This is a genomic window from Actinosynnema sp. CA-299493 (genome assembly GCF_050946825.1).
Lineage (GTDB): Bacteria > Actinomycetota > Actinomycetes > Mycobacteriales > Pseudonocardiaceae > Actinosynnema.
This window is the reverse complement of the sequence record NZ_CP191993.1, coordinates 6400339-6425961: the sequence shown is the minus strand read 5'-3', so window position 1 is coordinate 6425961 and position 25623 is coordinate 6400339. Positions and strand designations below refer to the sequence as shown.

Sequence of the window (25623 nt, the reverse complement as noted above, 5' to 3'; positions counted from 1 at the left end):
GCGCAAATGGTCTTTCTGCTATGGGAAGTGCATAACGACTGGAGTTTGAGGAGGAAGCTAGTAGGGCTTGAAAGTGGTCAGTATGCCGACCTGCAAGGGTCTCGATCTCGGTAGATACCCTTCTGAGCACTTCGAGCGCTTGCCTCGACTCGGAGCGCGATAGCGTTTCAAGTAAGATTTCTCGAGTACCTTCGACAAACTGATAATGCCCTGTTTCGGTATCGACCACGCGAAGCAGTCCACTGAGTATAACCTCGGCAAGATAGGTGGGTTGCGACTCATCGAGCATGGCACTTTGCACTAACCGCATTACGGGAAGCGCAGGGATCGTGGTAGCGATATAAGCGCTAAGCCTAAATGCTTCAGATGAAGCGGTCCGTCGAAACCTAAGAACTCGTTCCCGCGGCGGGATCTCATCAGTAGATGTGTCATCCATAGTCTGGGGCGGACCAAGACTGAGGAAAGTTGCGGCCGCAATAGCATCAGCCAGAGGGCGTCCCATAACCATATGTGCCCAACTGTTGAGCCAGCGTGGCGTGATTTCAAGTACTGGCACTGGCAAGCCCTGCAGCGGCCCTCCACCAGGGTACTCAGCAGGCACGCACCGGAGTTGTGTATTCGGAGCGCCAGGTTTCGGCACACTCATGATGACAGGCTCGGCTGGCGCAGCAGTCCGATTCCACAGTCGTTCTGGCAGGGGCTGAAGGATAGCGACAGGACAACTACGCGCCCAATGACTCAGAATTTTTCCGACCTCGCCCCGCCACCAAGGCTGGCTGGCGCAGTCGCTGATGATCAACGTCACTCGCTGGCCGGGGGAGCTCGCCAGCATGGTCGGATTAAGCGCCCGACTTGGTTCTGTGGCATCCTTGAGTTTTAGTCCGTCTGACTCTGAAACTAGAGTTAGCTCCTGGATGCTTCGGAACGCGCCTACATCAGTAAACGCGCGTCGGAGCTCACCTATCAGCGGTCGCCACATGGTCATAGTGGAACTGTCATCGAACACGAGAGTAAGATCGAGCCAGCGTTCCTGGCCTGAGCGCATAACGGGTATCCATGCATGGCGGTCCGGCAGGAGTTGGGCCGCGTGGTGTGCCGTGGCGTATTCATCCAAGATAAGACGATTCCGTGCGAAAACGCGTCTTTTTAATGGGCGAAGCGCTCGTGCGATGGCTAGGCGGCCCTCAAGCATGGCCGCCGTGGGGGCGATCAGAGCCAAGGCATCGATACCTGTAGTCGTGCCTGGGAGCGCAGCATATAGGGCGCTTTGTTGGATTGGTGTCGCAGCTATCGGGACCTGCGCTGTCGGCGTTTCATTGATGTGCTGGATACCGTCTGGCTCATGGCTCGCGGGATCCCCGGACAGGCTAGGTGATGACTTGGATATGGGATTGGAGTGGCCTGGTTGCGCGGATGTAGCGGCTTCATTGATGTGATTCGTCAACCAGATGATATCCGCAAGTTCTGTCGCGAGTGGTCTAGGGCCAATCGCGCCCAAAACCGCGCCAAGCCTTTCAATCGTCATCGAGATCCTCATCGGCTGTCACAGAAATGCGGCCGGAAAGATATGGAAGTACACGGTCGGCTAAAGCTTTTCGATCAATTGATCCCGCACGTGCAGCGTGGTGAACCAGGTATATTGCATTCAACAGTTGATCAGTAGCAAGTTCGCCTGCCTGTTTGCGTTCTAGGAAACGATCAATCAGATCCTTGCCAGAATGTGCAAGTTCGCCAAGGTGCGCTTCGACGACTTTAGCAAGTTGGTCGTACTCAAGGTCGCGCAGTTCAACGGTCACGCATCGCCGTAAGAACGCGGGAGGAAACTCGCGTTCACCGTTGCTCGTCATGATGACGAGTGGGAACTCTCGACAGCGTACAACGCCTTGAGTTATCGTGACTGATTTCTGATAATGTGAGATGCGTAGCTCGCACGTGGGCTGGGTATCGGCCACTCGGGTAAGTTCGGGTATCTCATACTGACCTTTCTCGAACACTGTTAGAAGGTCATTCGGTAGATCAATGTCGCACTTGTCAATCTCGTCGATCAAAAGTACCCTTGGTCGCTCATAAGGTAGTAGTGCTGTTCCCAGCGGGCCGAGTCTTAAGTAGCGGCCGATATCATCGGTGCTGCGTGAATCATGACTTTTGCTCGCGGCATACAAGCGGGCGAGCGGATCGTATTGGTATAAGCCGTCCTGCAGTGTGCTTCGGCTGGTGATGGGCCAGTACAGCACTGAACCAAGTTTGAGTTCGTGAGCAACCGCGTAAGCCAGCGTAGATTTTCCTGCTCCCGGTGGTCCGGTTACCAGGAGCGGCCGACGTAAGTACAACGCCGCATTAATGAGTTGGATGGTATCGGGTGCCGCCTGGTACGCGAGCGCTTGGTGGAGTTCAGAAGGAAGGAACGCTGACTCATCGGATGGTGGAGGCGGTATTAGTGGCTCACCATTGAATGCACGCCAGGGCGGCGGCGGTGGGAGCCGTTCAATGCCGTCATGTGGCTTGCTGTCACCGGAGTAGATCGTCCACGACATCGAGCACCTCCATTATCGGGCCACACCGAGTGGCAGGTGATGATCAAAAATATAGGGTTTGTCCCAGTATAAGATAATTGATGTGTATTCATCGTTCGACTCGTCTGGCTTGGCGGCAGCTTCTGCTCGAAGGATTCGTACCCGATCAGGTAGTTCAGTTGGTGAACTGTTACTGAGCGCTTCGGTAATAGCATGCAGGAATCGGTCTCCGCGGCATGCCCTCTTGTCGATATGATCATCAACGCAATTTTGCTGTGCCCAAACCATGGCGGGGACGCCTGCAGATAGTGCTGCACGTAGTGCCGGGTCCTGCGCAGTTTGCTTCGGAGGATTTGCGAGCGCTAGCACGGTTAACTCGGCGTCGGCCAAAAGCCACGCCGTCAGCCGATTACGGTCCCGCTGATCTCGACAGTCGACGGAATCCAGGGGAGTCAATTTAGGCTGTAGGAGAAGCTTTTTCCATCGTCGGTCCAGTCGACGAAGCCGGTCTGTCCCCGTAGGAGATGGCGGGATTCGGACCACGACTGGATACGCCCAGCCAATGGGTAGCTTTTCTATCTGATCTGCATGCCATTCGTGCACGGGTTTATTTAGCCAGCTCAGCGGAAGTTCAAATTCGATCATGACGTCTAATGCGGCTGGCACGCGACTAATGGCTTCTGGCAATACACGCTCAACGGTTCGGCGCACTTGACGAGCTGTGACTATTCCTTGAAAAACTGAGTGTGCCGTTTTTGAAGTAGTCGATGTGACGGCAAGAAGGAACTCGTTTGGATTTCCACTCGGTCTTAATCCGATGGTTACGCGGCCTGGTTCTTGATTCAGATTAGAATGATTTAGGCTACTACTAGCCGTGTAATTGGCTGTAGACCAAGACAGGTTTTTCTCGCGCCAACGGACGAGTTCGGTGCGTAACTCATCGTCATCGATCGCATCTGCGACTTGTATACAAAAGCGTGCAAGTGGCGCGTCACTCTCGGAGATGACCTCGTCGGCAAGAAACCGTGCGAGCTCCCAGGTTGATGTAAACTGCGGTGGTTCGGGTCCAAGGCCATCCTGTAGGCTTGCCAAATAAATTCGAGTAAGATCGGCGCTGCTTAATGATGCTTTTGTTAAGAGTTCTTGCAGCGCGTTCCAGGCAAGAGGTAAAAGCCTACCGATTGGAAGTAAATTGATGAGCGGAGCCCAGTGGCGACGTATTCCACTGAGGGGTAACATTTTTCCTGTTCTGGTTTCTTTGTCGCGATCGGCGCCAACAACCAAGCCGACCACTTCGCCGGTATCGGCGAAGCTTACCGCAGCTCCGCTGAAGCCAGCTTGGAGGCGTATACCTCGATCAGTTATTGCCTCGAGTTGTGACCATTCACCGAGGTGTAGGCTCTCATACGGCGCGCGTACCTGAGTGTCCGCACCTTCACGATCGTATCCCCGCGGGAAACCGTACACATGTAGTTCTGAACGACTCGGATCAAGCCTCCGTTCGGCGAGCTCATTTAATCGAGCGAACCGCGCCGGAGGAATTGACGTCGCGGACGAGAGGCTGAGCACGGCGATATCTCCGCGCTCGTCATCAACGGTCCATGGCCCTCGAAACTCGACCTTTGCTCTATAGGAGTCGAGTTGTGGCATTTCTGAAAAAATTACCACTAGGTCAGTATTTTTTCCGACCACATGAGCGCAAGTCATGACGCGATGAGGATCGATCAGAAATCCTGACCCCAGCACACGGCCGTGGTTATCGGTGATTTGAGCACGCCATCCTTTGTTGTTCACTGTTGCAGTCGTCACCCGCCTTCGATGATATCGTAGAACTATTTTAATTAATCGTCCGGCTCTTCGTTATTGGCATCGGTCTGTAGGCCTGCTCGTTGCCAGATCATCTTCACCTTCAGGTGACCCTCAATCGATGTCTTTGCAATAATTGCGCCTGCTTCAGCGTTCATCTTGACGCCGAACTCGATTTCAATGGAATCTGGTTGGCGTGGGCCACTGGTCATTCGGTCCAGTGCGGAGAGTGCGGCGTTCTTGACGTTATCGAGCGCATTTTCGAAAGTTTCGGTAGCTTTGATGATGGCCCCTTGACGACTGGCGCGTTGGAAGCCCGGGTCAGAGTCGTCAACCTCGACCAATACGAAACTGTCATTTGCTGTATCCATCTGCATTAACTCAGCCATGAGGTCCTTTCGGTATTTTAGGTATAGGTACAGTCAGTGCAGTTGATCGTAGCGATGTGTGTCAAGAGATTGGGCAGCATCATGGGCGTCTGACGATGTGAAGCGGCAGGTTGATGAGGGCAATGCTGGAGCTACTATACGTGTGTCTTAGTCTCACCTCTTGATTGCAGTCGTCAGAAGGGGCATCGGTTAGAGTCAGCTTGACGTTATTGCACCGAAAGTATGCGGCTACCTTCTTTCCTGCAGCGAATCTGCTGGCCAGCGGCGTGAGATGCAGGCAAGTGGACACTTTTGGAGCAATATACGCGTCAGATGTAACCGATGACAGCGTATGCCCACGGAGTGGCACCGGCTTCCGCGCCCGCCAGCCCAGCCGCTGCGCGACGGTCTCGGTCGATTGTTCGAAGGTCGATGGAACTGCCATCTCACCTGCCTGCCCGGCTGCTGCGGATTGACAGCACTGAGATGTTTCTATGACTGAACCCTTTCCAACTTGGTGGCGTGGGCGGTGGCCGTGGTGGAGACGTGGCGAAGCTCCTGGTAGATGACTTCTCGACCAAGAGCAAGGCCACCGCTAGGAGCTTCGAGTGCTTGTCTACCCATCCGCGATCGACCTGTCCAGTGCGGACGCCGCTGAGGACGACCTCGATGCCCGCGTCGGCGAGGACGGCGTCGAACAGGGCGGGAAACTTCCCGTCACGGTTTCGGATCAGGAACCGCACGTGTTGGCCCTCGTCTTCGAGGTCTATGACGAGGTTTCTGGCGGCTTGGGTGACCCAGGACGCGGTCGGGTGCGCGGTGGTGCCCAGGATCCTGATTCGGTGGCTGGACCACCCAGGCAGCCTACAGGAAACCGATCACTTTCGATTCAATAAGATAGTCGCTGAATTCTATGAGTTACGACAAGATCCCACCCTGTGCTATTGACAATCTCGATGTTCGGAGTCACTGTCAGCGCCTGGATTCCATTCTGGCGGAACAGGAGTTCGCCCTGTCCGTTGCTCAGGTTCCAGAGGTGCACGGTGCCGTCGCTGCTGGCGGTGACGGCGAGGGGTTGGCCGTCGATTTCGGTGCATGCCATGGTTCTTATCGGCCTGGTGTGGCCGGTGATGGTGGTGTGCAGGGTGCCGTTGCTCAGGTTCCAGAGGTGCACGGTGCCGTCGCTGCTGGCGGTGACGGCGAGGGGTTGGCCGTCGATTTCGGTGCATGCCATGGTTCTTATCGGCCTGGTGTGGCCGGTGATGGTGGTGCGCAGGGTGCCGTCGGTGAGATTCCAGACCCGCACCGCGCGGTCGTGGTTGCTGGCGGTGACGGCGACGGGTTGGCCGTCGACCTTGGTGCACGCCATCGCCTCCACCGGCCCGGTGTGGCCGGTGATGGTGGTGTGCAGGGTGCCGTTGCTCAGGTTCCAGAGGTGCACGGTGCCGTCGCCGCTGGCGGTGACGGCGAGGGGTTGGCCGTCGATTTCGGTGCATGCCATGGTTCTTATCGGCCTGGTGTGGCCGGTGATGGTGGTGCGCAGGGTGCCGTCGGTGAGATTCCAGACCCGCACCGCGCGGTCGTAGCGGCTGGCGGTGACGGCGACGGGTTGGCCGTCGACCTTGGTGCACGCCATCGCCTCCACCGGCCCGGTGTGGCCGGTGATGGTGGTGCGCAGGGTGCCGTTGCTCAGGTTCCAGACCCGCACGGTGCCGTCGCCGCTGCCAGTGACGGCAGCGGGCTGGCCGTCGACCTCGACCCAGGTCACCGCCAAGGTGTCGGTTCCGTCGGTAACCGAAGTCGCTTGTGATTCGGTTGCCTCTAGGTCCCACACCCGCACCGCGCCGTCGCCGTCGCCGGTGACGGCGAGGGGTTGGCCGTCGACTTTGGCGCACGCCACCGCCATTACCGGCCTGGTGTGGCCGGTAATGGCGGTGTGCAGGGTGCCGTTGCTCAGGTTCCAGACCCGCACGGTGCCGTCGCCGCTGCCGGTGACGGCGAGGGGTTGGCCGTCGATTTCGGTGCATGCCACGGTTCTTACCGGCCTGGTGTGGCCGGTGATGGTGGTGCGCAGGGTGCCGTCGGTGAGATTCCAGACCCGCACCGCGCGGTCGTGGCTGTTGGCGGTGACGGCGACGGGTTGGCCGTCGATCTCGGTGCATGCCACCGCCATCACCGCCCTCGTTCGCCCGGTGTGGCCGGTGATGGTGGTGCGCAGGGTGCCGTCGGTGAGATTCCAGATTCGCACCGCGCGGTCGTGGCTGCTGGCGGTGACGGCGACGGGTTGGCCATCGATCTCGGTGCACGCCACCGCCTCTATCGGCCCGGTGTGGCCGGTGATGGTGGTGTGCAGGGTGCCGTTGCTCAGGTTCCAGACCCGCACGGTGCCGTCGCCGCTGCCGGTGACGGCGAGGGGTTGGCCGTCGATTTCGGTGCATGCCAACGCTCCCACCGGTACCACCACCTCCATCGGCCCGGTGAGGGTGGTGCGGATGGTGCCGTCGGCCAGATCCCAGACCCGCACGGTGCCGTCGCCGCTGGCGGTGACGGCGACGGGTTGGCCGTCGATCTCGGTGCATGCCACCGCCATCACCGCCCTCGTTCGCCCGGTGTGGCCGGTGATGGTGGTGCGCAGGGTGCCGTCGGTGAGATTCCAGATTCGCACCGCGCGGTCGTGGCTGCTGGCGGTGACGGCGACGGGTTGGCCATCAATTTCGGTGCACGCCACCGTCCTCACCGGCCAGGTGTGGCCGGTGAGAGTGGCGCGGTGGGTAGTGCTGGTCTGTTTTCCAGTGGCCCAGCGGGGGCGCCAGGGCAGGTTGTGGGCAAGTTCGGTAGCGAGGGTGGTGTCGTCGAATCGGGTGGCGTCGATAGCGAGGGTGAGTCGGCGTTGGGCGGGGGTGAGGTCGCGGTGAACGGTGTTGCGGTAGATCGCGCGGGTGCGCACGGCTGCATCGGTGGTGGTGTGTTGCAGAGCCGGGAGAAGAGTGTCGGGATCGGCGTAAACGAGGTACTCGGGATCGGTGATGATCTCGTCGACTCGGCCCGCCTCGGCGGCGTGGGTGGCCAGGTGCGCACGGGTGTAGGGATGAGTTCGGAACCAGGCCGTACGGGCGTCCGCGCCGAGGGGGACCCGGTCGAGCAGGACGTCTACGAACGCGTCGTGCACCGCGCGATGGTCGGCGCCGTCGCGCAGGTGCTCGACCAGGGCCTGGTGGTAGAGGCGGTACAGCGAGCGCCCCTCATGGGTGTTCTCCACGATGTAGGACCCGGCGTGATCGCGCAGCCACAGTAGGTCCTTGTCGGTGTAGTCGCGCCGGGAGATTCGTGACGCCAGCGGTGCCCAGAGGTCCTCCCAAGGCAGGCCGTTGCCCTGGACGAAGGCCAGAGGCAGCAGCAGGTCACGGGCGCGGGCCGCCTCGACGCCTAGGCGGGTGTCCAGGTCGCGGCGCATGGCGGGGCCGGGCAGCCGGGGAAGCGAGCGCCTCCAGCCGGGGTCCTCCGGGTCGGTGACCGGTGGTTGGGAGGCCAGGGTGGTGGCGGTGATCCGGGCGACCAGGAACGACGGGTGCGCGGCGTTGACAACCGCCTCGGCGACGGGCAGCAGGCGGTGACGGGGTCGGTCGCGGTAAGTGCTGCCAGCCACGGCGCCGAGTAGGGTGCGCAGGGTGTAGGCGGTCATGGCGTCGGTGTCGGCGTAGCGCTCGTCGTCCAGGTCGATCACACGGTCGACATCGCCGCGGTGCAGTCCCGGAGCGAGAGCGGGCAGCATGTGCGGGCGGGTGCCCACCAGTAACCGGATCCGGCCCTGGGCGTGATCCACCAGTGGTGCCAGCAGCCTGCCCACCAGGTCATGGGGCGTGGCGGCTTCGTCCACACCGTCGAGCAGGACGGTGAATGGCTTTCCCCGCTGCCGGAGCATGGGTTCCAGACCTGCCAGCAACCGTCCGAGGCTGGTGGCGTCCAGTCGTGCGGCGGAGGCGAGGGCGTGCAGGATCTGCTCGGTGGTCGCCTGTTGCGCGGTCAACCGGGTGTCGACCACCCCGATGGTCGGGACGGCGCCAGAAGGCAGGCCCAGGGTATGGGCGGGGACGGTGTGGCGGCGGTCGGGATCGGCGAGGGTTGCCAGCAGGCCTAGCACGGCCGACTTGCCCGAACCGGGGTCGCCGGTTACCACCCGCAGCGGCCTCGCGGGGTCGGGAGTGTTCAGCCAGGTGGTGAGGTCGTGCAGGGCGGTGTGGCGGCCGGTGAACCACCAGCCGCCACCGGGGGCGTCGTGGCTGCCCATCGCTTTGCGCACCACCGCCTCCTGGAAGGCGAGTTCCCGCTCGTCGGCCTGGGCCCGCCATTCGGCGGCCTGTTGGACGGCCAGGTCGACGCCGTCGAGAGCGGGGTCATGGCGGGGGTTGGGCAGGAACGTTGGCGCGTGGCCGGTCATACGGACCTGCTCGATACCGATGCGCTGATGACCGGGTGCGTGCTTGTTCATCTCGGTGACCAGCGCCTGCAAGTCCAATGCCTGCGGGCCGTGCCCGGCGACCGGTACGGCGTCCACCGCTTGGCGCAGCAGCCGGGGGAACACGCCGGTGGCGGCTTCCTCGGACGGCTGCGCCGAGACGATCACCGCCATGCCCGCGCCCGGCTGCCGTCCCCAGGTGTCGGTCAGCCGCGATAGGGCCGCGGCGGCGAGCTCGTTGCCGCCCCGCCCGGCCTGGCAGGTGTCCAGCATCAGTAACAACCTGCGGACCTTCGTGCCGCGCAGCATGCCCGCAGTCAGGTCCGCGGTGGTCACCGCGGCGCCTAGGTGCTCCGGGTGGGTGTCGGAGGTGACCAGCACGTGCTCGCCGGTGTCGTCCAGGACGTGCCCGTGACAGGTGATGTAGACCGCCAGCATGTCCAGCTCGCCGATCGGATCGGCCGCCAGCGGCGAGCACACCTCTTCCAGGCCGGCGATCAGCTGCTGCCGGGTCGGATCCAGTCCCAGCTCGCTTAGGTGCCGGTAGCCGAAGCGTCCGGTGAACAGCTCGATCACCTCCCGGCGGGCCTGGGCCAGCTCCGGGCGGTCCCACTCCGGCTGGTGGCGGTGGCTGGTGACGGCCGTGGCCACCAGCAGTCGACGTCCCTCGCCTTCCACCGGCAACGGACCGGTGGAAGGCGAGGAGACGGGGGAGGGGGTGGCGCCGGTCATGCCAGGCCCGCAGCGATCGCCGCACCGGTGAGGGCGTCGGTCAGGTAGGGCAACACCGAGTGCGCCTTCGCACCGTTGTCCACCACCGCGTTACGCACCCGGTCTCCGAACCGCGGCCGCAGGTCCTTGACCAGCGCCACCACATCGCCGGGATCAGCGACGTTGGTCCACACCAAGCTCTCGTCGCCGGGCCACGCACCCCGTGCGGCGACCGGCGGAGGGTCCAGGCGGTCGAACACCAGGTTCGCGATGCCCAACGGCGAACCCAGCGTCACCAACGCCCTCACCCCGTGCCCAGGTGAAGCGCACAGCGCCTCATAGGCCACCACCGACCCCAGCGAGTGCGCCACCACCACCCGCGTGTCCGCCTCCAACATGCGGGTCACCCGCTCCCGCGCCGCGCCCCGCACGTCCGGCTCAGTCAGATACCGGGCTACTTGCTTAAGATCCCGCACCATCGTCCGCAGCGCCACCCCGGCGAAGAAACTCGAGTTCGACAGCTGCACCAGGCCGCGCTGCACCCACTGCGGCGTCGCGGCCAGCGTGCCACCGCCCGGCGGCACCACCCGCTCGTCAACCCTCGCCGCCTCAGCCCACCATGCCGCCAACAACTCGCGCTCCACACCGGCCTGCACGTCGGCCGCGCCCAGAATCGGATCGCCCACCGCCAGGAACGACCCCGCCGGACGAAACACGTCGCCGTAGAACGCCATCACCGGATCCACCGCCGCCATCCCGACGACGGCGCGCGCGGACCCTACGGACCCGCTCGTGTCGGCGTGACGGGACAGACCGTCCAGCAACGCGGGCTCCCACTCCTTCAATAAGGACCGCTCACCCAGGACCTGCTGACCGATCCCGTGCACACACACCACCGACGCCACAGCACTCCACCCATGCTCACCGACACGAACACACGATCATCACCCACAGCCGACGCGTCCTGTCCGCATTAAACGGGAAGAGGCGGAGTCTCGCGGCCCCTGGTGCTCCACCTAATCGTCCCTGTGCCGCTCGAAAGGGGAACTCCTGTGGGGTGCCAAAGTCGGCCACACGGTTTGACCTGCGTTTATGCTGCTGTGGGTTCGTACTCGTTGATCAGGCCGCCGAGGACTGGTCCGCCGTCAAGCTCGTGCTCCTGCCACTCATCCACGGTCGCTCATGGTTGCTCACCGGGCCCGACTGCCGCCTGATCACGCGCTGGTTCCTCAAGACCATGCTGATGCTGGAGCTGTCGGGCGACCGCACCCAGCGCGAGGCCCTACCCGAGCACGAGGACTGGGTCCGGAGCGGGCACCTGCCGCCTGACGTGGCGCTGTGGGTCGGCTCGGCGCGGCAGCTCTCGGGAACCGCGACGGCCGGGCGCGCACTCGACGTCCGCGTGGGCGGCCGGGGTGGGCTCGGCTGGATCTTCACGATCATCGTGGGGCGACTGATCATGGTGGCCGTCGCCGGTCAGCCCGGAACGGGATACGTCGGTCTGACAGGCCCGCTGGCGGGTGCGCTGACGCGCGTCTGGCCGGACCCGCCGCTGACGGTCCCGCTCCCGCCGCGCGTCAAGCTGGGCCGCCGCCAGGTGCCGCTCATTCTCGAACTGGTCCAGCAATCCGTTCCGACTGAGCGGTCCCGCTGTCGACGTTGAATTATCGCCTGGGGAACGTGTGCCGCTCTTAACGTCGCACTCTGCGATGAGCTGTACATTCACCGCCTCGCTTGTTTCGATTTGTTGTATACATCAAAGCGGGCGAGTGGTGAAGTGGCGGATCAGCGCGAGAAGAATATTCCGGTCAGGGCGGTTGCGTAGTCAGACACCAAGGCGCTGAACTGGGGTTTGCGAAGTGGAGGGCCTGTGTGGAGGTGACGGCGGCGGGTGAGATCGCATCGGTGATCATGGAGTTGCGACGCTCACGACTCCGAGAAAGCCTGTGCCGCTCGAAAAGTCATCGCTGCTGGTCAAGCAGCGTGTCTGTCCAGGTCGAGCAGACCGTGCGCGCCGACAGCAGCCACCCCGCCACACTGCGGCCTGCGACGCCAGCCAGCTCGGCTTCCTCCTTCACCACGGCGAGGCCGTACCGAAACATCGCCCCGATGTAGAGGCTCGGCCGGGTGAGCTTTGCCGCTCCGCGGGGATCAAGAACAGGGTTCTGTTCCCGTCCACGCTCACCACCTCCGGGATACCCAAGTTCACGAGCTGGTCCACCTTCCACAGGGTCGCGGAGCGCTCCTCGTGCTGAGCGAAGGCGGTCGCTTTTGGCCGAGCGGTTGTATCAGGCGTGGCGGGCGACGGCGTGGGTGATGGAGGTGACCAGTCGGGTGATGGTCGCGGTGGTCGACGGGTCGGTGTCCGTCGTGCGGGCGTGTTGATCGGCGACGGTATAGGCGAGGTCGTGCCAGGTGGTCCAGGCACACACGTCTGGGATGCGGCCGGTCAGCTCGTCGAGCGGGTCGGGGTGGTGTATGAGGGCGTGGACGGTGGGCAGGTGGTGTGCGATCGCGTCATGGATAGGCAGGCGGCCGTGTCCGGCGATGGCCACGGGTGGTGGGGTGCCGAGGATGAGCAGCAGCAGCGGTGCCCGGTCGCCGGCTTCTTGGGTGACGGCGAGGTATTCGCGGGCGAGCTGCTGGGGCTGGAAGGAACTGCGTCCGATCTTCTTGGCCTCGACCAGGGCATGGACGGTGGGGGTGGTGATGGCGGCGTCGGGCTGGACGATGAGTCGGTCGCCGCGGGAGCGTCCGTTGGGGTTGAGGACGACCTCGTCGGGCAGGAACACGACCTCGGCGTCCTCGATCTCCCGGGACAAGACGTGGCGGGTGTGGTCGGCTCCGTGGGCGTGCTCCAGCACGGCGCCGAGGAACGCGCGGCGGGGGAGGAAGTCCAGGGCGGTGAGGACCTCGGCGGTCAGGACGTTCTCACGCCCGCGTCCGCCGTCGCGGTAGCCGCGCACGTTGGCACCCTCCCAGGAGATCTCGTCGAGCAGACGGCCCAGCACCGAGGTGTTGCCGTGGGCCTGTAACTCCATCAGTCCTCCAGGGGCGTGAGGGATCGTCGACACACTGTCAAGCACTCAGGCACTCAGGCACTCAGGGGTCGCGTGGTGTGCACGAATCGTCCCCAACCGCGGGTGCAGCTCAGTCCGAGACCAGCCGGTAGAGGCCTCGATCGACTCGTTCCAGGTCGTCGTAGGTGGTGGCGACGTGGTCGGGGCGTTGCGGCACAGGTGCGAGGTGACCATGGTGCGGATCGTGCTCTCGGCGTAGCCGGTACCCCGGCGGGTCGTCTCGCCGACGACCTCGGCCAGCGTGAGGTCGACTCGCCGGACCGGGTCAACACGGCCCGCACCGCGTCGAGGATCTCCCGGCGCGCACCGTCCCGGACGGCGGGGGCAGTCGGTGGCGCGTCGGTGTCGGTGCCCGTCCCGACCGCTTGTCGCGCGGCCGCCACCGGAGGCAGCGGCCGCGTCGCCTCGGGACCGCCTGCGGACAAGTCCGTAGTTTGCGGGGTGGCGAGCGGGTCGACGTGGTAGACGGTCAGGCGCAGGGTGTCGTCGACGGGGACGACCACGAGGCGGGTCGCCGTGACGTGGTGCCGGACCAGGTCGGGGCCGATGATCCCCAGAGCCGTGGCGGGCAGGCCGGCGACGCCGGCAGGGGTGAGCGCGACCGTGTCGGTGTCCAGGTCGACGCCGTAGCGCCGCGCGGCACCGGCCATGTACCTACGCAGACGGTCGCTCTCGACATAGACGAAGACCCGGTCGACCTCGCCGGGATAGGCGGCCAGCCGGTAGAAGTCCTTCAGGACCTCGCCCAAGGCCATCGTCCACGCCGCGTTCACCTCGTTCGGCTCCCGCGGGAACTTCAACTCGATCAACGCCACCGGTGAAGGCCGCCCGACCACCAGATCGACCCGCGAACCCTTCAACACCGGGTGCGGCGCCTCGACCCGCAACACCGCCGCGTCCACACCGGCTGCCACCAAGGCCCGCGCGGTGGCGAACCGCACCACGTCCTCGGTGAGCAACCCACCGAGCCCACCATCCAGATGACCCCGCAGTTCGGCGGCCACCGACGTCCACACCGCCTTGGACCACCACGAGCACGTATTCGCCACACGATCTGAGTCGTTCCGGATCGGTGGACCATTAGCCATCGGTCTGGCGCTGGTCCCTTTGTAACGAACGGGTGGGGTGGCCCGACGTGGGGGTGGTCAGGCGCGGTACGAGGGCCGGAGGGGTTGTTCGGTGGTCTGGGAGTATGGGCCTTATCGGGTGGAGTCGCTCATCGCGCGGGGTGGGATGGGTGAGGTGGTGCGTGCCTACGACACCCGGCACGACCGGATGGTCGCGCTGAAGTTGCTCGCCGCGCGGTTCGCGGAGGACCGGGAGTACCGGGAGCGGTTTCGGCGGGAGGCGCACGCGGTGGCGCGGTTGCAGGAGCCGCACATCATCCCGATCCACTCCTACGGTGAGCTGGACGGGCGGCTGTACCTCGACATGCGGCTTGTCGACGGGCAGGACTTGGCCGCGCGGTTGCGCGGCGGCGGCCCGCTCGACCCCGGGGAGGCGGTGGGGATCGTCGAACAGGTCGCGCAGGCGCTCGGCGCCGCCCACGCGCAGAACCTGGTGCACCGGGACGTGAAGCCGTCCAACGTCCTCATCACCGATGCGGGGTTCGCGTATCTCGTGGACTTCGGGATCGCGCGGGCGCTGGACGCGACGACGGGGCTGACCGCGACCGGTGCCGCGATCGGCACGCTGGACTACATGGCGCCGGAGCGGTTCGGCGATGGCCCCACCGATTACCGGGTGGACGTCTACTCGCTGGCGTGCCTGCTCCACGAGTGCCTGACCGGCAGCAAGCCGTTCCCCGGCACCACCGCCGCGTCGCTGATCGGCGCGCACCTGAACCAGCCGCCACCCTCGCTCGACGCGGTGCGACCCGGGCTGCCGCCCGCCCTGGACGCGGTCATCGCGAGGGGAATGGCGAAGAACCCGGCCGACCGCTTCGCGGGCGCGGGCGAACTGGCCGCCGCCGCGCGGGCGGCGCTCGCCGGACGTGCGCTGCCCGCCCCGCCGCCGGTCGCGCCCCGGCCGACGTCGGTGCACGCGGTCGCACGGCCTCGGCGGACACCGTGGCTGGTCGCGGCCGTGGCAGTCGTGCTGGCGACGGTCGCGGTGAGTGTGACGGTCAGCCTCGCCGGACGGTCGACGCCGGGGACCGCGACCAGCGCCGACGGGGCGCGAGCGGAGCTGTCCACCCCGGCGAGCGCCGACGAGAACACCACGTCGTCGACGCCGACGTCCTCGTCGGCGACAACACCGGCACCGGTGACGACCTCACCACCGCCGGTCAGCGTGCCGCCAGCCGTCGTGGTGGCACCCGGTGCGGACCTCGGGCTGGCCGAGCCGATGAGCGTGCCCGCCTGTGACGGCGCCTACGTCACGTTCGTCGGGGCGGCCGTCGAACCGGCGCGATACCGCACCGACGTCCAGGGGCTCCTGTCCGGCCACTCCGGCGCGCGGTACCTGCACACGCCGACGACCGGGTGCGGCTCGCTGCGCAAGCAACTCGACGGGGCCGACATCTACGCGGTGTACTACGGGACCTTCGCCACCCAGGACGACGCGTGCGCGCAGCGCGCCGCCGTCGGCGGGGACGCCTACGTGAAACGGCTCGACCACACGACCCCGCCGTCTCAGCTGCTCACCTGCTGAGCGCGGCGGCTCTCGCAGGCTCGCGACGTAAGTGGGCGTGCGCGGTCCTGATGGTGGACGACGACGCGCGGATCCGTGAACTGCTGGAGAGCACACTGCTGTTCGCCGGGTTCGACGTGGCGGTGGCCTGGTTCGGGCGGACGTGCCTCGACGCGGTCGTGGTCGCCAGCCTGGTCCTGCTCGAGGTGATGCTGTCCCACCTGGATGGGGTCGAGCTGGTGCGGCTGCTGCGATCTCGGCTCGATCTGCCCACTTCAGCCATGGGCGGGGGTTGATGCGGCGTAGTACGGCGACTTCGTGCCGCAGCACCAGCAGCTCCACGTCCTTGGCCGCCGATGACCGGCCGAGCAGAACCAGCCAGCCGACGAGCCGCACGAAGATCAGGTACAGCAGTCGTAGCGCTGCTCCCCACGATCATGCTCCTACGGCTGATTCTGTGCGATCACCGCAGCTCAGTGCCTCAGTGCAGAGTTCTGGAACCCCACAGGCGCCGGATCACCGGCTTGGGGTCCGACTCCGGTACAACCGGACAGCCCGAGCCCGCAACTCGTCGGGTACTTCTTCGGTGGTGCCACGGACGACTCCCTTCAGGCCCTATCGGACCATGTCTGGAAAGCCACCGGGCTACCGGGGGAAGCTCAAACTCCGACACGCCAGGATCGCTCCAGTAGCCTGAACTCCAGCAACCCGACTCCGCCAAACAGGGTGAGGATCACCCCGCAGGTGGCATGGCTGGCAACCAGCTCCCTGCTGATGGGCTGAACGGGTGATAACGCTTCGGCTCTGTAACTGCCGAGGCTGCGCGCACGAAGTTTGTGTGTCGGCACTTCATCGCTGACGCTGCGGCTAGTGCGTGCCTGGATTCAACGGTTCGGGAGTGTCCGATGCAGGAGTACAGCCATCGCGGCGGCCGAAGACCGTCGGCGGAGGATCTTAAAGCGGATCGGCCACTGCTGGGCCAGTCGTTGAAGGGCGTGTTGGACGGCATTGGGCTTGTCGTTACTGATGAAGATTTGCGCGTCGCCGCTGAAGTGGTCGGCGGCGTGGAGGTGCTGGTCGCCTTGCACGAATCATTGCCCGGTTCTAGCCCTGTGGGACCTGCATGGTTGTCCCTCCTCAACCACATGCCGCGCCGAACCGGTGACCCGGTCGAGAGCCGTGCTTTGCTGGTGGTTCAGTTGCTTGTGCGCATGGCTTTCACTGCTGTGGGGAATTCTTCGACACACCTGACGGGATCGTTACGTTCTATGGGTCTCGGATGGCTCGGGACGTGGCGAGAGGTGAACCTGCGACTGGCCGGAGCGCTGTACCAGCACGCCCTCACGGTGACCCGCGAGGATGATGACGACCGAGCGACGACGGCGTTCATGGCCGCGCTCGAGTGCTGGGACGTGGTCGAGCTACTGGACTCGCGTGCCACGGCCGACGCTCGGCGGATCTGGCGCGGGATGCGAGCGGTGGCGCTGTTGTTCCTGGCGCGGCGCGCGGAGGAGCCATCAAGTCTGCTGCGCCGTGCGGCGACGGACTTCGAGATCGCCGAGGCCAATGGTGACCAAAGCCCGCAACACCACCAGATGCGGGCTGAGACCCACGCCCGGCTGCACATGGCCGGCGGTGACGTCGCAGAACTCCAGTTGGCCGCGGCCTGTCTCGACCGAGCGAGGGACCTCGGCCACGAGACCGCCGAACTGCTGGCGGAGCGAGCCGGGTTGCTGTTCGCTCGCGGGCTGCTGGCCATGACGGCGGCAGGTGTGCGGCCGTCGGTGTCCGGCAAGGGCGAGGACGAGGACGAGGACATCTCGGAGGTGGACGCGAGCGGTCCGCTGGGGCGCAACGGACTGCGTGCCGCCGTGGGCGCGTTCAAGGCGACCGGCTTCTGGTGGACCCGGTCCATCGCGGCGCCGGCCCTCGGCGGGCGCGATCCGCTGGTGGCCGTCATCAAACGCGGTCAGGCGAGACTGCGTGAAGCGCACGCCAGGCGGCTGCTGAAGCTCCCGCGGACCTCGCAGGTGTTGGCGGCGATGGACGATCTTCGGTTGTACGAGGACGGACCCGCGCCGATCAACGGCCCGTACTGGCCGTGGGTGCTGCTCGAGAACGCGCGGTTGCTCGTCGACAAGGGCGGCGTCGATGCCTGGGGCGAGGCGCGAGAGAACGTGGGGAAGGCGCTCGCGTACGCGTGGCAGCACCTCGACCAGGATTCCGTGCTGGTCAAACGACTGGTCGCCCTGGAGATCGAACTGAACCTCCGGCTGGCGACCGCGGAAGCCGACCTCGCGGCCGTTCGCGCGTGTCTGCTGGCGGCTCTCGCCACCGACGACGACTCAGCGAAGATCGCCCAGGCCACCCTCTTCTACGGCGCCCGATTGCTCTGCCCGCCTGCGAGCGCCGACGACGCTGATCTGGTGAGGCGCGTGGTGGATCGGCTTGAACGCATCGCGTACCGGGGATCGGCCGGACACGCCGAGTTCGCCGCTCGGCACGCGGCCGGGCTGCTCATCAAGAGCGAGGGCACGGGACCTGTGTCTGAGGTGAGTCCTGCCGTGCTGGAACGGATACACCTTCTCATGCGGCGCGCGGTCGAGCTCCACGACGGCGCCGTCGACGCCGCCGAGTCGTATGGCCTCGCGCGGGCGGCGTACCGCCGGGCTAGAAGTGTCCTGTTGGGCGGGAGCGATCACGATCGCGCGCTCGCGTTGGCACTGTTCGACGAAGCGGTGGAGCAGTACGAGCTCGTCAACCTCGCCATGCGGTCGGAGTGGGACGAGAGCCCGGCGCTCCCGCCCTCCGCAGACGCCGTCGAACCCGACCGTGACGACGAGGTGGCGACCGAACAGGCGGGGTTCGTGCTCGAGGAGCGGGCGATCGCGAGCCAGCTGGGGGACACCCACCTGCGGCGGTACTCGCTGCGCCGGGACGTCGCTGACCTGCACGCGGCGGTCGACATGCTCCAGCGCAGCGCCGATGCCGGTAACCAGAGCCCGCAGAACGTGAGCCTGCTCGGGGAAGCCCTGCTGAGGCTCGGGCGCCGCACCCGTTCGCGGCTCATGCTCGAACGCGCGCTGGACTTGAAGCAGCAGGCGATGCGGCTGGCGGCCGCCGAAGGCACTACGCCGGCTAGGGAGGCGTACTCCGCCAGTGCCGCCGCGGGGTACGCGATCTGGCGGATCACCCGTGACGACAACGCCTTCATCACAGCGGCGACGATGGCCGCGTTCGCCGCCAAGGCCGATCCGTCGTGGCCGTGGCCGGTGCTGCAGCTCGCGGAGTTCGCGGAGTTCGCGGAGGTGAGGACGCGGGAGCTCCTGCCCGTCCATCCTCCTGAGGACGCGGGTGTGCGAGCGCCCGCCGACCTCTGGACTGCCACGCGTGCAGGGGATTTCCAGCTCCTCTGGAAGCAGGCTTGCCAGCGCGCGGTGGAGAACGAGGAGTTCGTGGCCCGCGAGCTGGGCGGCAAACAGGACGGCAAGACGTACGTGCTCGACGACCCGCACGGCCTGCTGTCGTCGACGTTGGTGCTCAAGCCGCTACCGGACCGGGCTGCCGCGCAGAAGGAGATCGAGCGCCTCGCTTCCTTCGCCGAGTTCGTGACCAAGAGGAACACCCCGCATTGGGTGGAGGTGGTACGCCCGCTCACCGTCGTGGACATTCCCAGGACCACACGGGTCGCCGCGGCGAGCAATCGGGCGACGGGGCGCCTGTTGTCCGACCTCATCGACGGTGGCGAAAGCGATCAGGTGTTCGCCCGGGAGGCAGTGGAGCGATCCTTGGTCCTTCTCGCGCTCGTCCACGCGTGGCGCGGCGCGCCACCGCCCGGACCTGCCGACCGATTGCACTACGCGACGATCGGCCTCGGAGCGGATCTGCGCAAACTCGGCCACCACGACGCCGAACGGCGTGCCATGCGATGGCGTTCCCTTGTGCCGGAAGGCTTGCCCGCGGTGGGGAAGCGGGACGCGCACGCCGAGAACTGGCTGGTGACGGAATCCGGTGGTGTCGTCGCCCTCGACCTCGTCTCGAACGCCTTCCTCCCGGTCGGGTTGGAGGTCGTCCAGCTCATCGAGGACCGGCCGTTGCTCTCGACGAGTGCCGCAGGCATCGCAGCGCGCTGGGAGCTGTCCCAGTTGTACCTCGACGAGCTCGCGGTGCGCTTCCCGGACGTCGCGCCGAGCCTCCCCGCCGCGGACTCAGAGCAGTGGCGGGTGGCGTACGCGTGCTTCGCTGCCCGACGCGCGGTCCAGTTGCTCAAGATGTTCCGGCTGGAACCCGAAGCCCAGGCCGAGGTGCGGTTGGCCGAAACCCGGCGAGTGCGGCTCGACCACGCACGAGAGGTCCTGTCCTGGGCCATCTCCCTCGTACCCGGTCTGGCGGTGCTGCGTCAGCCGAGCACGATGACGGCGATGCCCTCCTCCCCTCCGAACACGAACGTGCGTTCATCGACCGCCGTGACGGCGAGCGGTTCCATGCCCACGTGAAGCACGCGTGGCGGCTCGTCGGTCGTAGGCGTCCATACGCGCACGGTGCGATCCTTGCCGCCCGTGATCACCTTAGGTGTGCCGTCGTCCCCACGAGTGGTCGCGACTGTGCGCACCGGACCGCTGTGCCCGCTGAGCGGTGCGCCAGCCCGATGCGGATTCGCGGTGTCCCACAGATGGACCGCCTGGTCGTTCGTCGCGATCGCGACCATCCGTGCCCCGTCCTGGGCGGTGAACGCGGCGATGCCGGTCACCCTGCCCGAACCCAGGTGCGGCCCGGTGGACACGTCTCCTGACGAGTGCCACACGCGCACAGAACCGTCGTTGGCACCGGTCACCAGGCCCCCGCGCCCGTCCGGATCCGTCAGTGCGGCGACCGCCCGGACACCGCTGTCGTGGTAGGGCATCTCGCCGGCGGCCGCGCCGGAGTCCGCGTCCCACAAGCGCACGACGCCGTCATCGCTGCCGGAGACCACGAACTGCTTCCCGTCCGCGCGGCGGGCAACGGCGATCGCGGTGACCCGCGCCGGGTGCTGGAGCACCGTCGACTCCCCGGTGTCGCAGTCCCAGATCCGCATGGTGCGGTCGACGCTGCCGGTGGCGATCCGTGGCCGCCCGTCGGCGGTGGTGAACGCGGTGACCGCGAGCACGCCACCCGCGTGACCCCACAGGGGAGACCTCACGCTCTCGCCGGTTCTCGCGTCCCGGACTCGGACACCACCGTCGTCGTGCCCGGAGACCAGGAGCGGCCGGCCGGTCGCCCCGGCGAACGTGGCGAGCGCGCGTACTCCCTGCCGCGCCGCGGAGGCGCCGGCGCTCGCGGCCGGGTCCCACAGGCGCAGGGTCCCGTCCGAACCTCCCGTCGCCAGCAGGACTCCGTGGTCCTCCATCGGCACCGGGGTGATCGAGTGGATCCGCGACCGATGACCTTTCATCGGCCCACCGGTTGGACGACCGGAATCCGCGTCCCACAAGCGAACCATGCCGGTGTTGTCCCCCGTGGCCACGAACCGCCGGCCGAGGCGGTCGGAGAACACGGCGAGTGAGCGAATACCGACGTCCTGTGTGGTCAGCGGGTTATCGTCGGGCATGCCGGTGTTCGGATCCCAGCGCCGCACGACACCGTCGCCGGCACAGGTGATCACGGACTCAGGCGAGGTTTCGCCGGGAATCACGGCCATCCCGCGCACACCACCGGTGTGGCCGCGTTGCGCCGGAGCGATCGGCGTCCAGGCGGCGATGTCCCACATGACAACCTCGCCGTTGTCGTACCCTGCCACCACCCGGTTGGCAGAGGGCAGGGACAGGAGTGTCCGCACGCGGGACCTCGTGGGGCTTTCCAGGTCACGGATGACGGCGTCGTCGGCCGGGTCCCACACGAGGACACCGCCGTCCTCGTGCCCCGTGACCAGTAGGTCGCCCGACGGAAGGGGAATCGTGGCGATCGCGTGGATTTCACTGTCCACCCAGGACAGCGGCGCGCCCTCCGCCTTGCCGGTGAGCGGAATCCAGCGGCAGACCGTGTTGTCGTGGGTCGCCACCGCCAGCCGCACCCTGCCGTGGTGATCGGTGTACGAGGTGATCGCGCGGCCGCGGCCGCATTCCTCCGGCAGCGGTGCGCCGACCGGCTGACCTGTCATCGGATCCCACACCTGGGTCCTGCGCCCTGCCGTCGCCAGCAGCATCCGGCCATCGGGAGCGGAAAACGCGGCGACGTCGGGTATCGCACCGCCACCGACGTCGAGGGTCAGGTGCACCGGTTCGGTCGCCAGGTCGGCCCACAGCACGTGCCAGGAACCCGCCACCTCGGGCAGCGCCCGCAGCCCCGTACCGCGAGCCGAGGCCAGTTCGAGCAGGCCGCGGTGCTCGGCGGCGTCGGCGACGGCCAGGTGGTGCGCCGCGGCGATGACGGCCGCGATCATGGGGGGAAGCGGAAACCTGCCGAACGCCGTCCGCGTCGCGTTGGCGGTGACCGTGCGGAGGTCCAACCGCAGCAGGACGTCCGGATGTTCCGCGAGCGCATTCCAGCTCGCCTGTCCGCCCGCCGCGACGTGGCCGGGAAGGTGGTGGACCACATAAGGGCTTGGTGTGCTCCCGACCCGCACGAGGTCGATCAAGCGCTGTGCGATGCGTTCGTGTCCCGCGCGCATGTCGTCAATGCGCTCGAAATGCTCCTCGAATGTCCTGTGCGCCAAGCGATAGACGGTTTCTCCGTGCTCCCGGTCGACCATCACGTAGGGCGCGGCGTTGCGGAGCAGTCGTGCAATCTCGGGAACCCCCGCCTCGACTTCGGGGCGCAACGCCGTCGTCACCGCCCTCCAGACCCCCGCGCGGATGGGAAGTCCTCGCCCCCGAGCCATCGCGAGCGCGCAGAGCAGCGGAAATGCGCTCGACGACTGTCCGGTGAGCCGCCGCAACGCGGTGGCGAAGAGCGTTCGGTGGTCGCCTGCCAGCAGTTCGTCGAGCCGGTCGGGGACGAGCAGACCGGGATCGGCCACCACCTCGGCGACCGCGAGTCGGGCGAACAGGAATTCGTGATCGCCGGCACCGATCAGCGCACTGGCCTCGGTGATCGCCACCGGGTCCGCGGCCAGCCTGCCGTCCCGCGCTGCGGCGGAGAGCCGTCTGGCGACGTACCTGGTGATCGCGCGGGTATCGCGTGCGACGGTGACCGTGCGAGCCGAACCGTCGTGCAACGCGTCGACGAGGTTCTGGTCCTCGGTGGCCGGCAGGTCCGGTCCCTCGTGCGTGGACCGACGGGTGCCGATCACCACCCGTACCCCGGGCACCGCCGCCAGTGGGCGGATCAGGACCTCCGCCATCGTGATCGGGTCCACGGCCTCGTCGAGCGCGTCCAGCAGGAACGTGCGTGTCGCGCGTTCGGAGGTTCGGGCGAGTAGCCAGTCGACCCGGTGCCCGGTGTCGGTCACGTCCGGTGGCTCGACGCCCAGGCTCTCGGCGAGCTCACCCACCAGGTCGAACGTGCTCATCCCGGTGAGGTGGACGGCGCGGTCGAACACGTTGTCATCAGGGCGTTCTTCAGCGGGGCAAGCCTCAACGAGTCCGTGCCGTCGCAGCACGTCGTGCAGTGAAGCCTTGCTGCGCACGAGAAGTTGCCCGAGCAGGGCCGACTTGCCGGTGCCCGGCGGGCCGGTGACCACGAGCATTCCGGTGTCCGTGGTCGCGAGCCACTCGACCACGGCACGTATTTCGGCACCGCGTCCCTGGAAGAACCACGAGTGGTCGTCCGGCTCGCCACCTCGCGCCCTCGACACGAAGTGGCTCCGCTCGTCGTCGTCGAGTGACGCGAGCGCGGACGTCACCTCCTCAGCGACGTCCAAGGTCGTTCCCGTCACCACCGGGCTCCGGCGGCTCAGCACTCCGTCGTGGATGCGCTTGGGAACCACCTCCGCCTCCGGCATCACGGAGCCGAGCTCTTCGGCGAGCTGGTAGAGCCTGATGTGCGGGTGGGACTTGAACGTATCGCGCAGGACGAAGCGCAGGTTGTCGGTGAACCTGCCGAGGTTGGTCGTGCCGTCGCCGGAGGTGCCGATCAGCAGGAGCCGGCGTGGACCGCGGTTCTGGTCGACAAGGGCGCCCAGGTGTCGCACGAAGACCGCGGACCAGCACGCGTCCACCACGACGATCGTCCAATCGTCGGGGCCGCCGGCGCCGTCCCGCTTGCGGAGCGCGGCAGCGAGGGCTTCGGGCCCGATGATGTCCAGGTACTCACCGTGAGAGCTGTCGGCGTGCGCCAGCGCGGAGTGGAGGTTGTTGTCCGACCAGCCGTGTCCCACCCAGTAGAGCAGCGAGTGCGGTGTGGCGGAAGCGGCCCAGGATTTCAGTCGCGCCATCACCTCATCGCCGTCGCGTTCGTCCGCTTCGGCGTTCCACGGCACCTCGATCGCACCGAAGTCGCTCAGGAGTTCCGCGATCACGCGTACCTGGTCGTCGACCTCCAGTTCCGCGTTCCGCGGGTCCTTGTAGCTGCCGATCGCGACGGGGAACACCTCGAACCGCAGTGGTTCCGTCATGAGGCGTCCAGAGGCTCGGTCGCCAGGACGAGCTGGCTCACGTGCCCGCCGGCGTTGCTCGTGACGGACAACCGGTAGAGGCCGGGAGCGGGGAGGGTGACCGCCACCGCGACGTCGCCGTCCCTCCAGGACGCGTCCAGATGTGTTTGCGCGCCGGTCTCCAGGTCCTCGAGAACGCACGTGGTGTCGGTCGGGACGACGCCGGTGAGGGTCGCGGTCCATTCGACGTTCGGGTCCACCGTGCCGGGCAACCGCAGGCCCACACCGTCCTCTTCACCGAGCCGCGGGCCGAGTTTGTCGAGGACGTCGATCAGCGCGTCGCACACGAAGTCGCGTGCCTCGATCGAACTCGCGAGCGGCCCGTGCTGCTGCGCGAGGGTGAGCGGATCGGCCCGCGCGGGCCGAGCGGAGTTGCGCGGAACGGTGGCGTCCCCGAGGCCGGGAACGCGGACCAGCACCCCGCTGGGCCGCCGGCTGAGCTCTCCGTCGGGCGTGACCTCGAACGAGTGCTCGAGCCCCGTCGCGATGCCGGCGTCGACGTCCAGGCTGCAGACCGTAGGCTGGTTGATGCCGACGAGGGCCCGATGCCCGATCAACGGCCGCGCGGCCGCGTGCAGAGCGAACGACTGCCGCGCGAGTTCGGCCGATCCTCCGAGGGCCGCCACGTCGCTCGGTGTCAGCCTCCGCGCCGAGTCGCCTTCGTCGACACAGCGGTAGGCGGGCAGGAGGTCGTGGACGCCCGGCATCGTGCTCGCCACGGCCTGCAGCTTCCGCTCCGGCAGCGGAACCGGGGCGCCAACCCCGGAATTGATGATCAACGCCGCCTTCGCCGCCCCGTCGAAGGGCGTACCGAGGGTGATCGTCGCCCTGATCTCGTCCGCGAGACCGGTGGGCAGTGCCCGGCACAGGAGGCCGCCCATCGAATGCGCGACGAACACGAGGCGCGCGTCCGCCCGCCCTGATGCCTTGCGCCACTGTTCGAGGTGGTCGCCCGCGGCGGCGGCGAGAAGCTTCGCGTTGTGCGCCACCGACAACCGCCAGTCGTAGGCGAACTCCAGCACCGCCTGTCGGGTCGACACGACGCGCCGGATCGCGTTCACCAGCTCGGTGTAGGGCTCGAGGCCGGCCAAGAACGGCGCGAACGCGGGAAATGCCAGCAGGCCGTCAGGGCGCACTCGTCGCGTGTCGCCCGCGAGTTCGTCGTCGGACACCGCGAGATCCGCGAGGCCGTCACCGCGTGACCACGCGCGGACGTACCACCGCAGTTGCTTCAGCCCCCACAACTGCTTGCCGGTAGCCGAGTCGACGAGTGCACTGCCCATGATACCCGGTACGACGACGACCGCGTCGTGCGTAGACCGACGGCCGACCCGCAAGGGCTGCGGCCAAATCTGCTCGTCCGAGTGGTTCACTGCGTTATTCCTTCCAGGCCCTGTCCTGCTTCGGTTGGCTATCGTTGGTGCAGGGGAGAACGTTTCAGCTTCTCATCGTATATTCACCCGTTGGGGCAGAGGTTGATGCGTTGCGA

The 25623-nt window shown here is 66.3% G+C and carries 14 protein-coding genes and 1 pseudogene; 5 read left to right on the top strand and 10 right to left on the bottom strand.

The genetic code is table 11. The features are described 5' to 3' along the window. Positions 1 to 109 precede the first annotated feature (109 nt). The 4 genes and pseudogenes from ACQPYE_RS26690 to ACQPYE_RS26675 all read right to left on the bottom strand — a co-directional run. Positions 110 to 1525 (bottom strand): annotated as a pseudogene (locus ACQPYE_RS26690) (SAV_2336 N-terminal domain-related protein); the annotation flags it as partial. After that, positions 1515 to 2534 (bottom strand): AAA family ATPase, encoded by a 1020-nt coding sequence (locus tag ACQPYE_RS26685; protein ID WP_498715240.1) that lies wholly within the window; start codon positions 2532 to 2534, stop codon positions 1515 to 1517. The gene ACQPYE_RS26685 and the pseudogene ACQPYE_RS26690, both read right to left, overlap by 11 nt. 12 nt (positions 2535 to 2546) lie before the next feature. Continuing rightward, a complete protein-coding gene (locus ACQPYE_RS26680; RefSeq protein WP_498715237.1) occupies positions 2547 to 4322 on the bottom strand; it encodes a VMAP-C domain-containing protein in 1776 nt (591 codons plus the stop codon). A 32-nt stretch (positions 4323 to 4354) separates the two neighbouring features. After that, the gene (locus ACQPYE_RS26675) at positions 4355 to 4708 is read right to left on the bottom strand and encodes a CU044_2847 family protein (protein WP_498715236.1); all 354 of its coding nucleotides are present in this window, start codon (positions 4706 to 4708) and stop codon (positions 4355 to 4357) included. 587 nt (positions 4709 to 5295) lie between these two features. On the opposite strand from ACQPYE_RS26675, the gene ACQPYE_RS26670 reads away from it, so the two are divergent. After that, positions 5296 to 5583, top strand: coding sequence for a hypothetical protein (locus ACQPYE_RS26670; RefSeq protein WP_498715234.1), 288 nt, complete (start codon positions 5296 to 5298; stop codon positions 5581 to 5583). On the opposite strand, the gene ACQPYE_RS26665 is transcribed toward ACQPYE_RS26670, so the two are convergent. Beyond that, entirely contained in the window at positions 5577 to 9875 is a 4299-nt protein-coding gene (locus ACQPYE_RS26665; RefSeq protein WP_498715232.1) for an NACHT and WD repeat domain-containing protein, read from the bottom strand. The two genes, ACQPYE_RS26670 and ACQPYE_RS26665, sit on opposite strands and share 7 nt — an antisense overlap. Further along, positions 9872 to 10741 carry a hypothetical protein gene (locus ACQPYE_RS26660; protein WP_498715230.1) on the bottom strand — a complete coding sequence of 290 codons (870 nt, stop codon included), beginning with the start codon at positions 10739 to 10741 and terminating at the stop codon, positions 9872 to 9874. Before ACQPYE_RS26660 ends, ACQPYE_RS26665 begins: the two co-directional genes overlap by 4 nt. Before the next feature lie 170 nt (positions 10742 to 10911). Here ACQPYE_RS26660 and ACQPYE_RS26655 point away from each other — a divergent pair, with 170 nt between their 5' ends. Beyond that, positions 10912 to 11517: a hypothetical protein gene (locus ACQPYE_RS26655; protein WP_498715228.1), complete on the top strand. Its 606-nt coding sequence runs from the start codon at positions 10912 to 10914 to the stop codon at positions 11515 to 11517. A 625-nt stretch (positions 11518 to 12142) separates the two neighbouring features. Here the strand turns inward: ACQPYE_RS26655 and ACQPYE_RS26650 are convergent. Together ACQPYE_RS26650 and ACQPYE_RS26645 are read right to left on the bottom strand one after the other, a co-directional pair. Further along, positions 12143 to 12895 carry a hypothetical protein gene (locus ACQPYE_RS26650; RefSeq protein WP_498715226.1) on the bottom strand — a complete coding sequence of 251 codons (753 nt, stop codon included), beginning with the start codon at positions 12893 to 12895 and terminating at the stop codon, positions 12143 to 12145. 53 nt (positions 12896 to 12948) lie between these two features. Continuing rightward, a complete protein-coding gene (locus ACQPYE_RS26645) occupies positions 12949 to 13950 on the bottom strand; it encodes a hypothetical protein (RefSeq protein ID WP_498715225.1) in 1002 nt (333 codons plus the stop codon). Between the two features lie 109 nt (positions 13951 to 14059). Here ACQPYE_RS26645 and ACQPYE_RS26640 point away from each other — a divergent pair, with 109 nt between their 5' ends. The 3 genes from ACQPYE_RS26640 to ACQPYE_RS26630 all read left to right on the top strand — a co-directional run bounded on the left by ACQPYE_RS26640 (position 14060) and on the right by ACQPYE_RS26630 (position 20061). Next, complete coding sequence (locus ACQPYE_RS26640; protein ID WP_498715224.1) at positions 14060 to 15586, top strand: serine/threonine-protein kinase; 1527 nt, start codon at positions 14060 to 14062, stop codon at positions 15584 to 15586. Positions 15587 to 15636: 50 nt separating this feature from the next. Further along, on the top strand, positions 15637 to 15861 hold the full coding sequence (locus ACQPYE_RS26635; RefSeq protein WP_498715222.1) for a hypothetical protein: 225 nt from the start codon (positions 15637 to 15639) through the stop codon (positions 15859 to 15861). A gap of 1005 nt (positions 15862 to 16866) precedes the next feature. Then, positions 16867 to 20061 carry a hypothetical protein gene (locus ACQPYE_RS26630; protein ID WP_498715220.1) on the top strand — a complete coding sequence of 1065 codons (3195 nt, stop codon included), beginning with the start codon at positions 16867 to 16869 and terminating at the stop codon, positions 20059 to 20061. On the opposite strand, the gene ACQPYE_RS26625 is transcribed toward ACQPYE_RS26630, so the two are convergent. Continuing rightward, a complete protein-coding gene (locus tag ACQPYE_RS26625) occupies positions 19965 to 23261 on the bottom strand; it encodes a hypothetical protein (RefSeq protein ID WP_498715219.1) in 3297 nt (1098 codons plus the stop codon). The genes ACQPYE_RS26630 and ACQPYE_RS26625 overlap by 97 nt on opposite strands. 830 nt (positions 23262 to 24091) lie before the next feature. Continuing rightward, positions 24092 to 25507 carry a lipase/acyltransferase domain-containing protein gene (locus ACQPYE_RS26620; RefSeq protein ID WP_498715215.1) on the bottom strand — a complete coding sequence of 472 codons (1416 nt, stop codon included), beginning with the start codon at positions 25505 to 25507 and terminating at the stop codon, positions 24092 to 24094. Positions 25508 to 25623: the final 116 nt, after the last annotated feature.

What these genes read in the sequence shown, in the direction of transcription:
- ACQPYE_RS26685 (WP_498715240.1), bottom strand. Translation starts at nt 2,534, where the DNA reads ATGTCGTGGACGATCTACTCCGGTGACAGCAAGCCACATGACGGCATT.
- ACQPYE_RS26675 (WP_498715236.1), bottom strand. Translation starts at nt 4,708, where the DNA reads ATGGCTGAGTTAATGCAGATGGATACAGCAAATGACAGTTTCGTATTG.
- ACQPYE_RS26665 (WP_498715232.1), bottom strand. Translation starts at nt 9,875, where the DNA reads ATGACCGGCGCCACCCCCTCCCCCGTCTCCTCGCCTTCCACCGGTCCG.
- ACQPYE_RS26650 (WP_498715226.1), bottom strand. Translation starts at nt 12,895, where the DNA reads ATGGAGTTACAGGCCCACGGCAACACCTCGGTGCTGGGCCGTCTGCTC.
- ACQPYE_RS26635 (WP_498715222.1), top strand. Translation starts at nt 15,637, where the DNA reads ATGGTGGACGACGACGCGCGGATCCGTGAACTGCTGGAGAGCACACTG.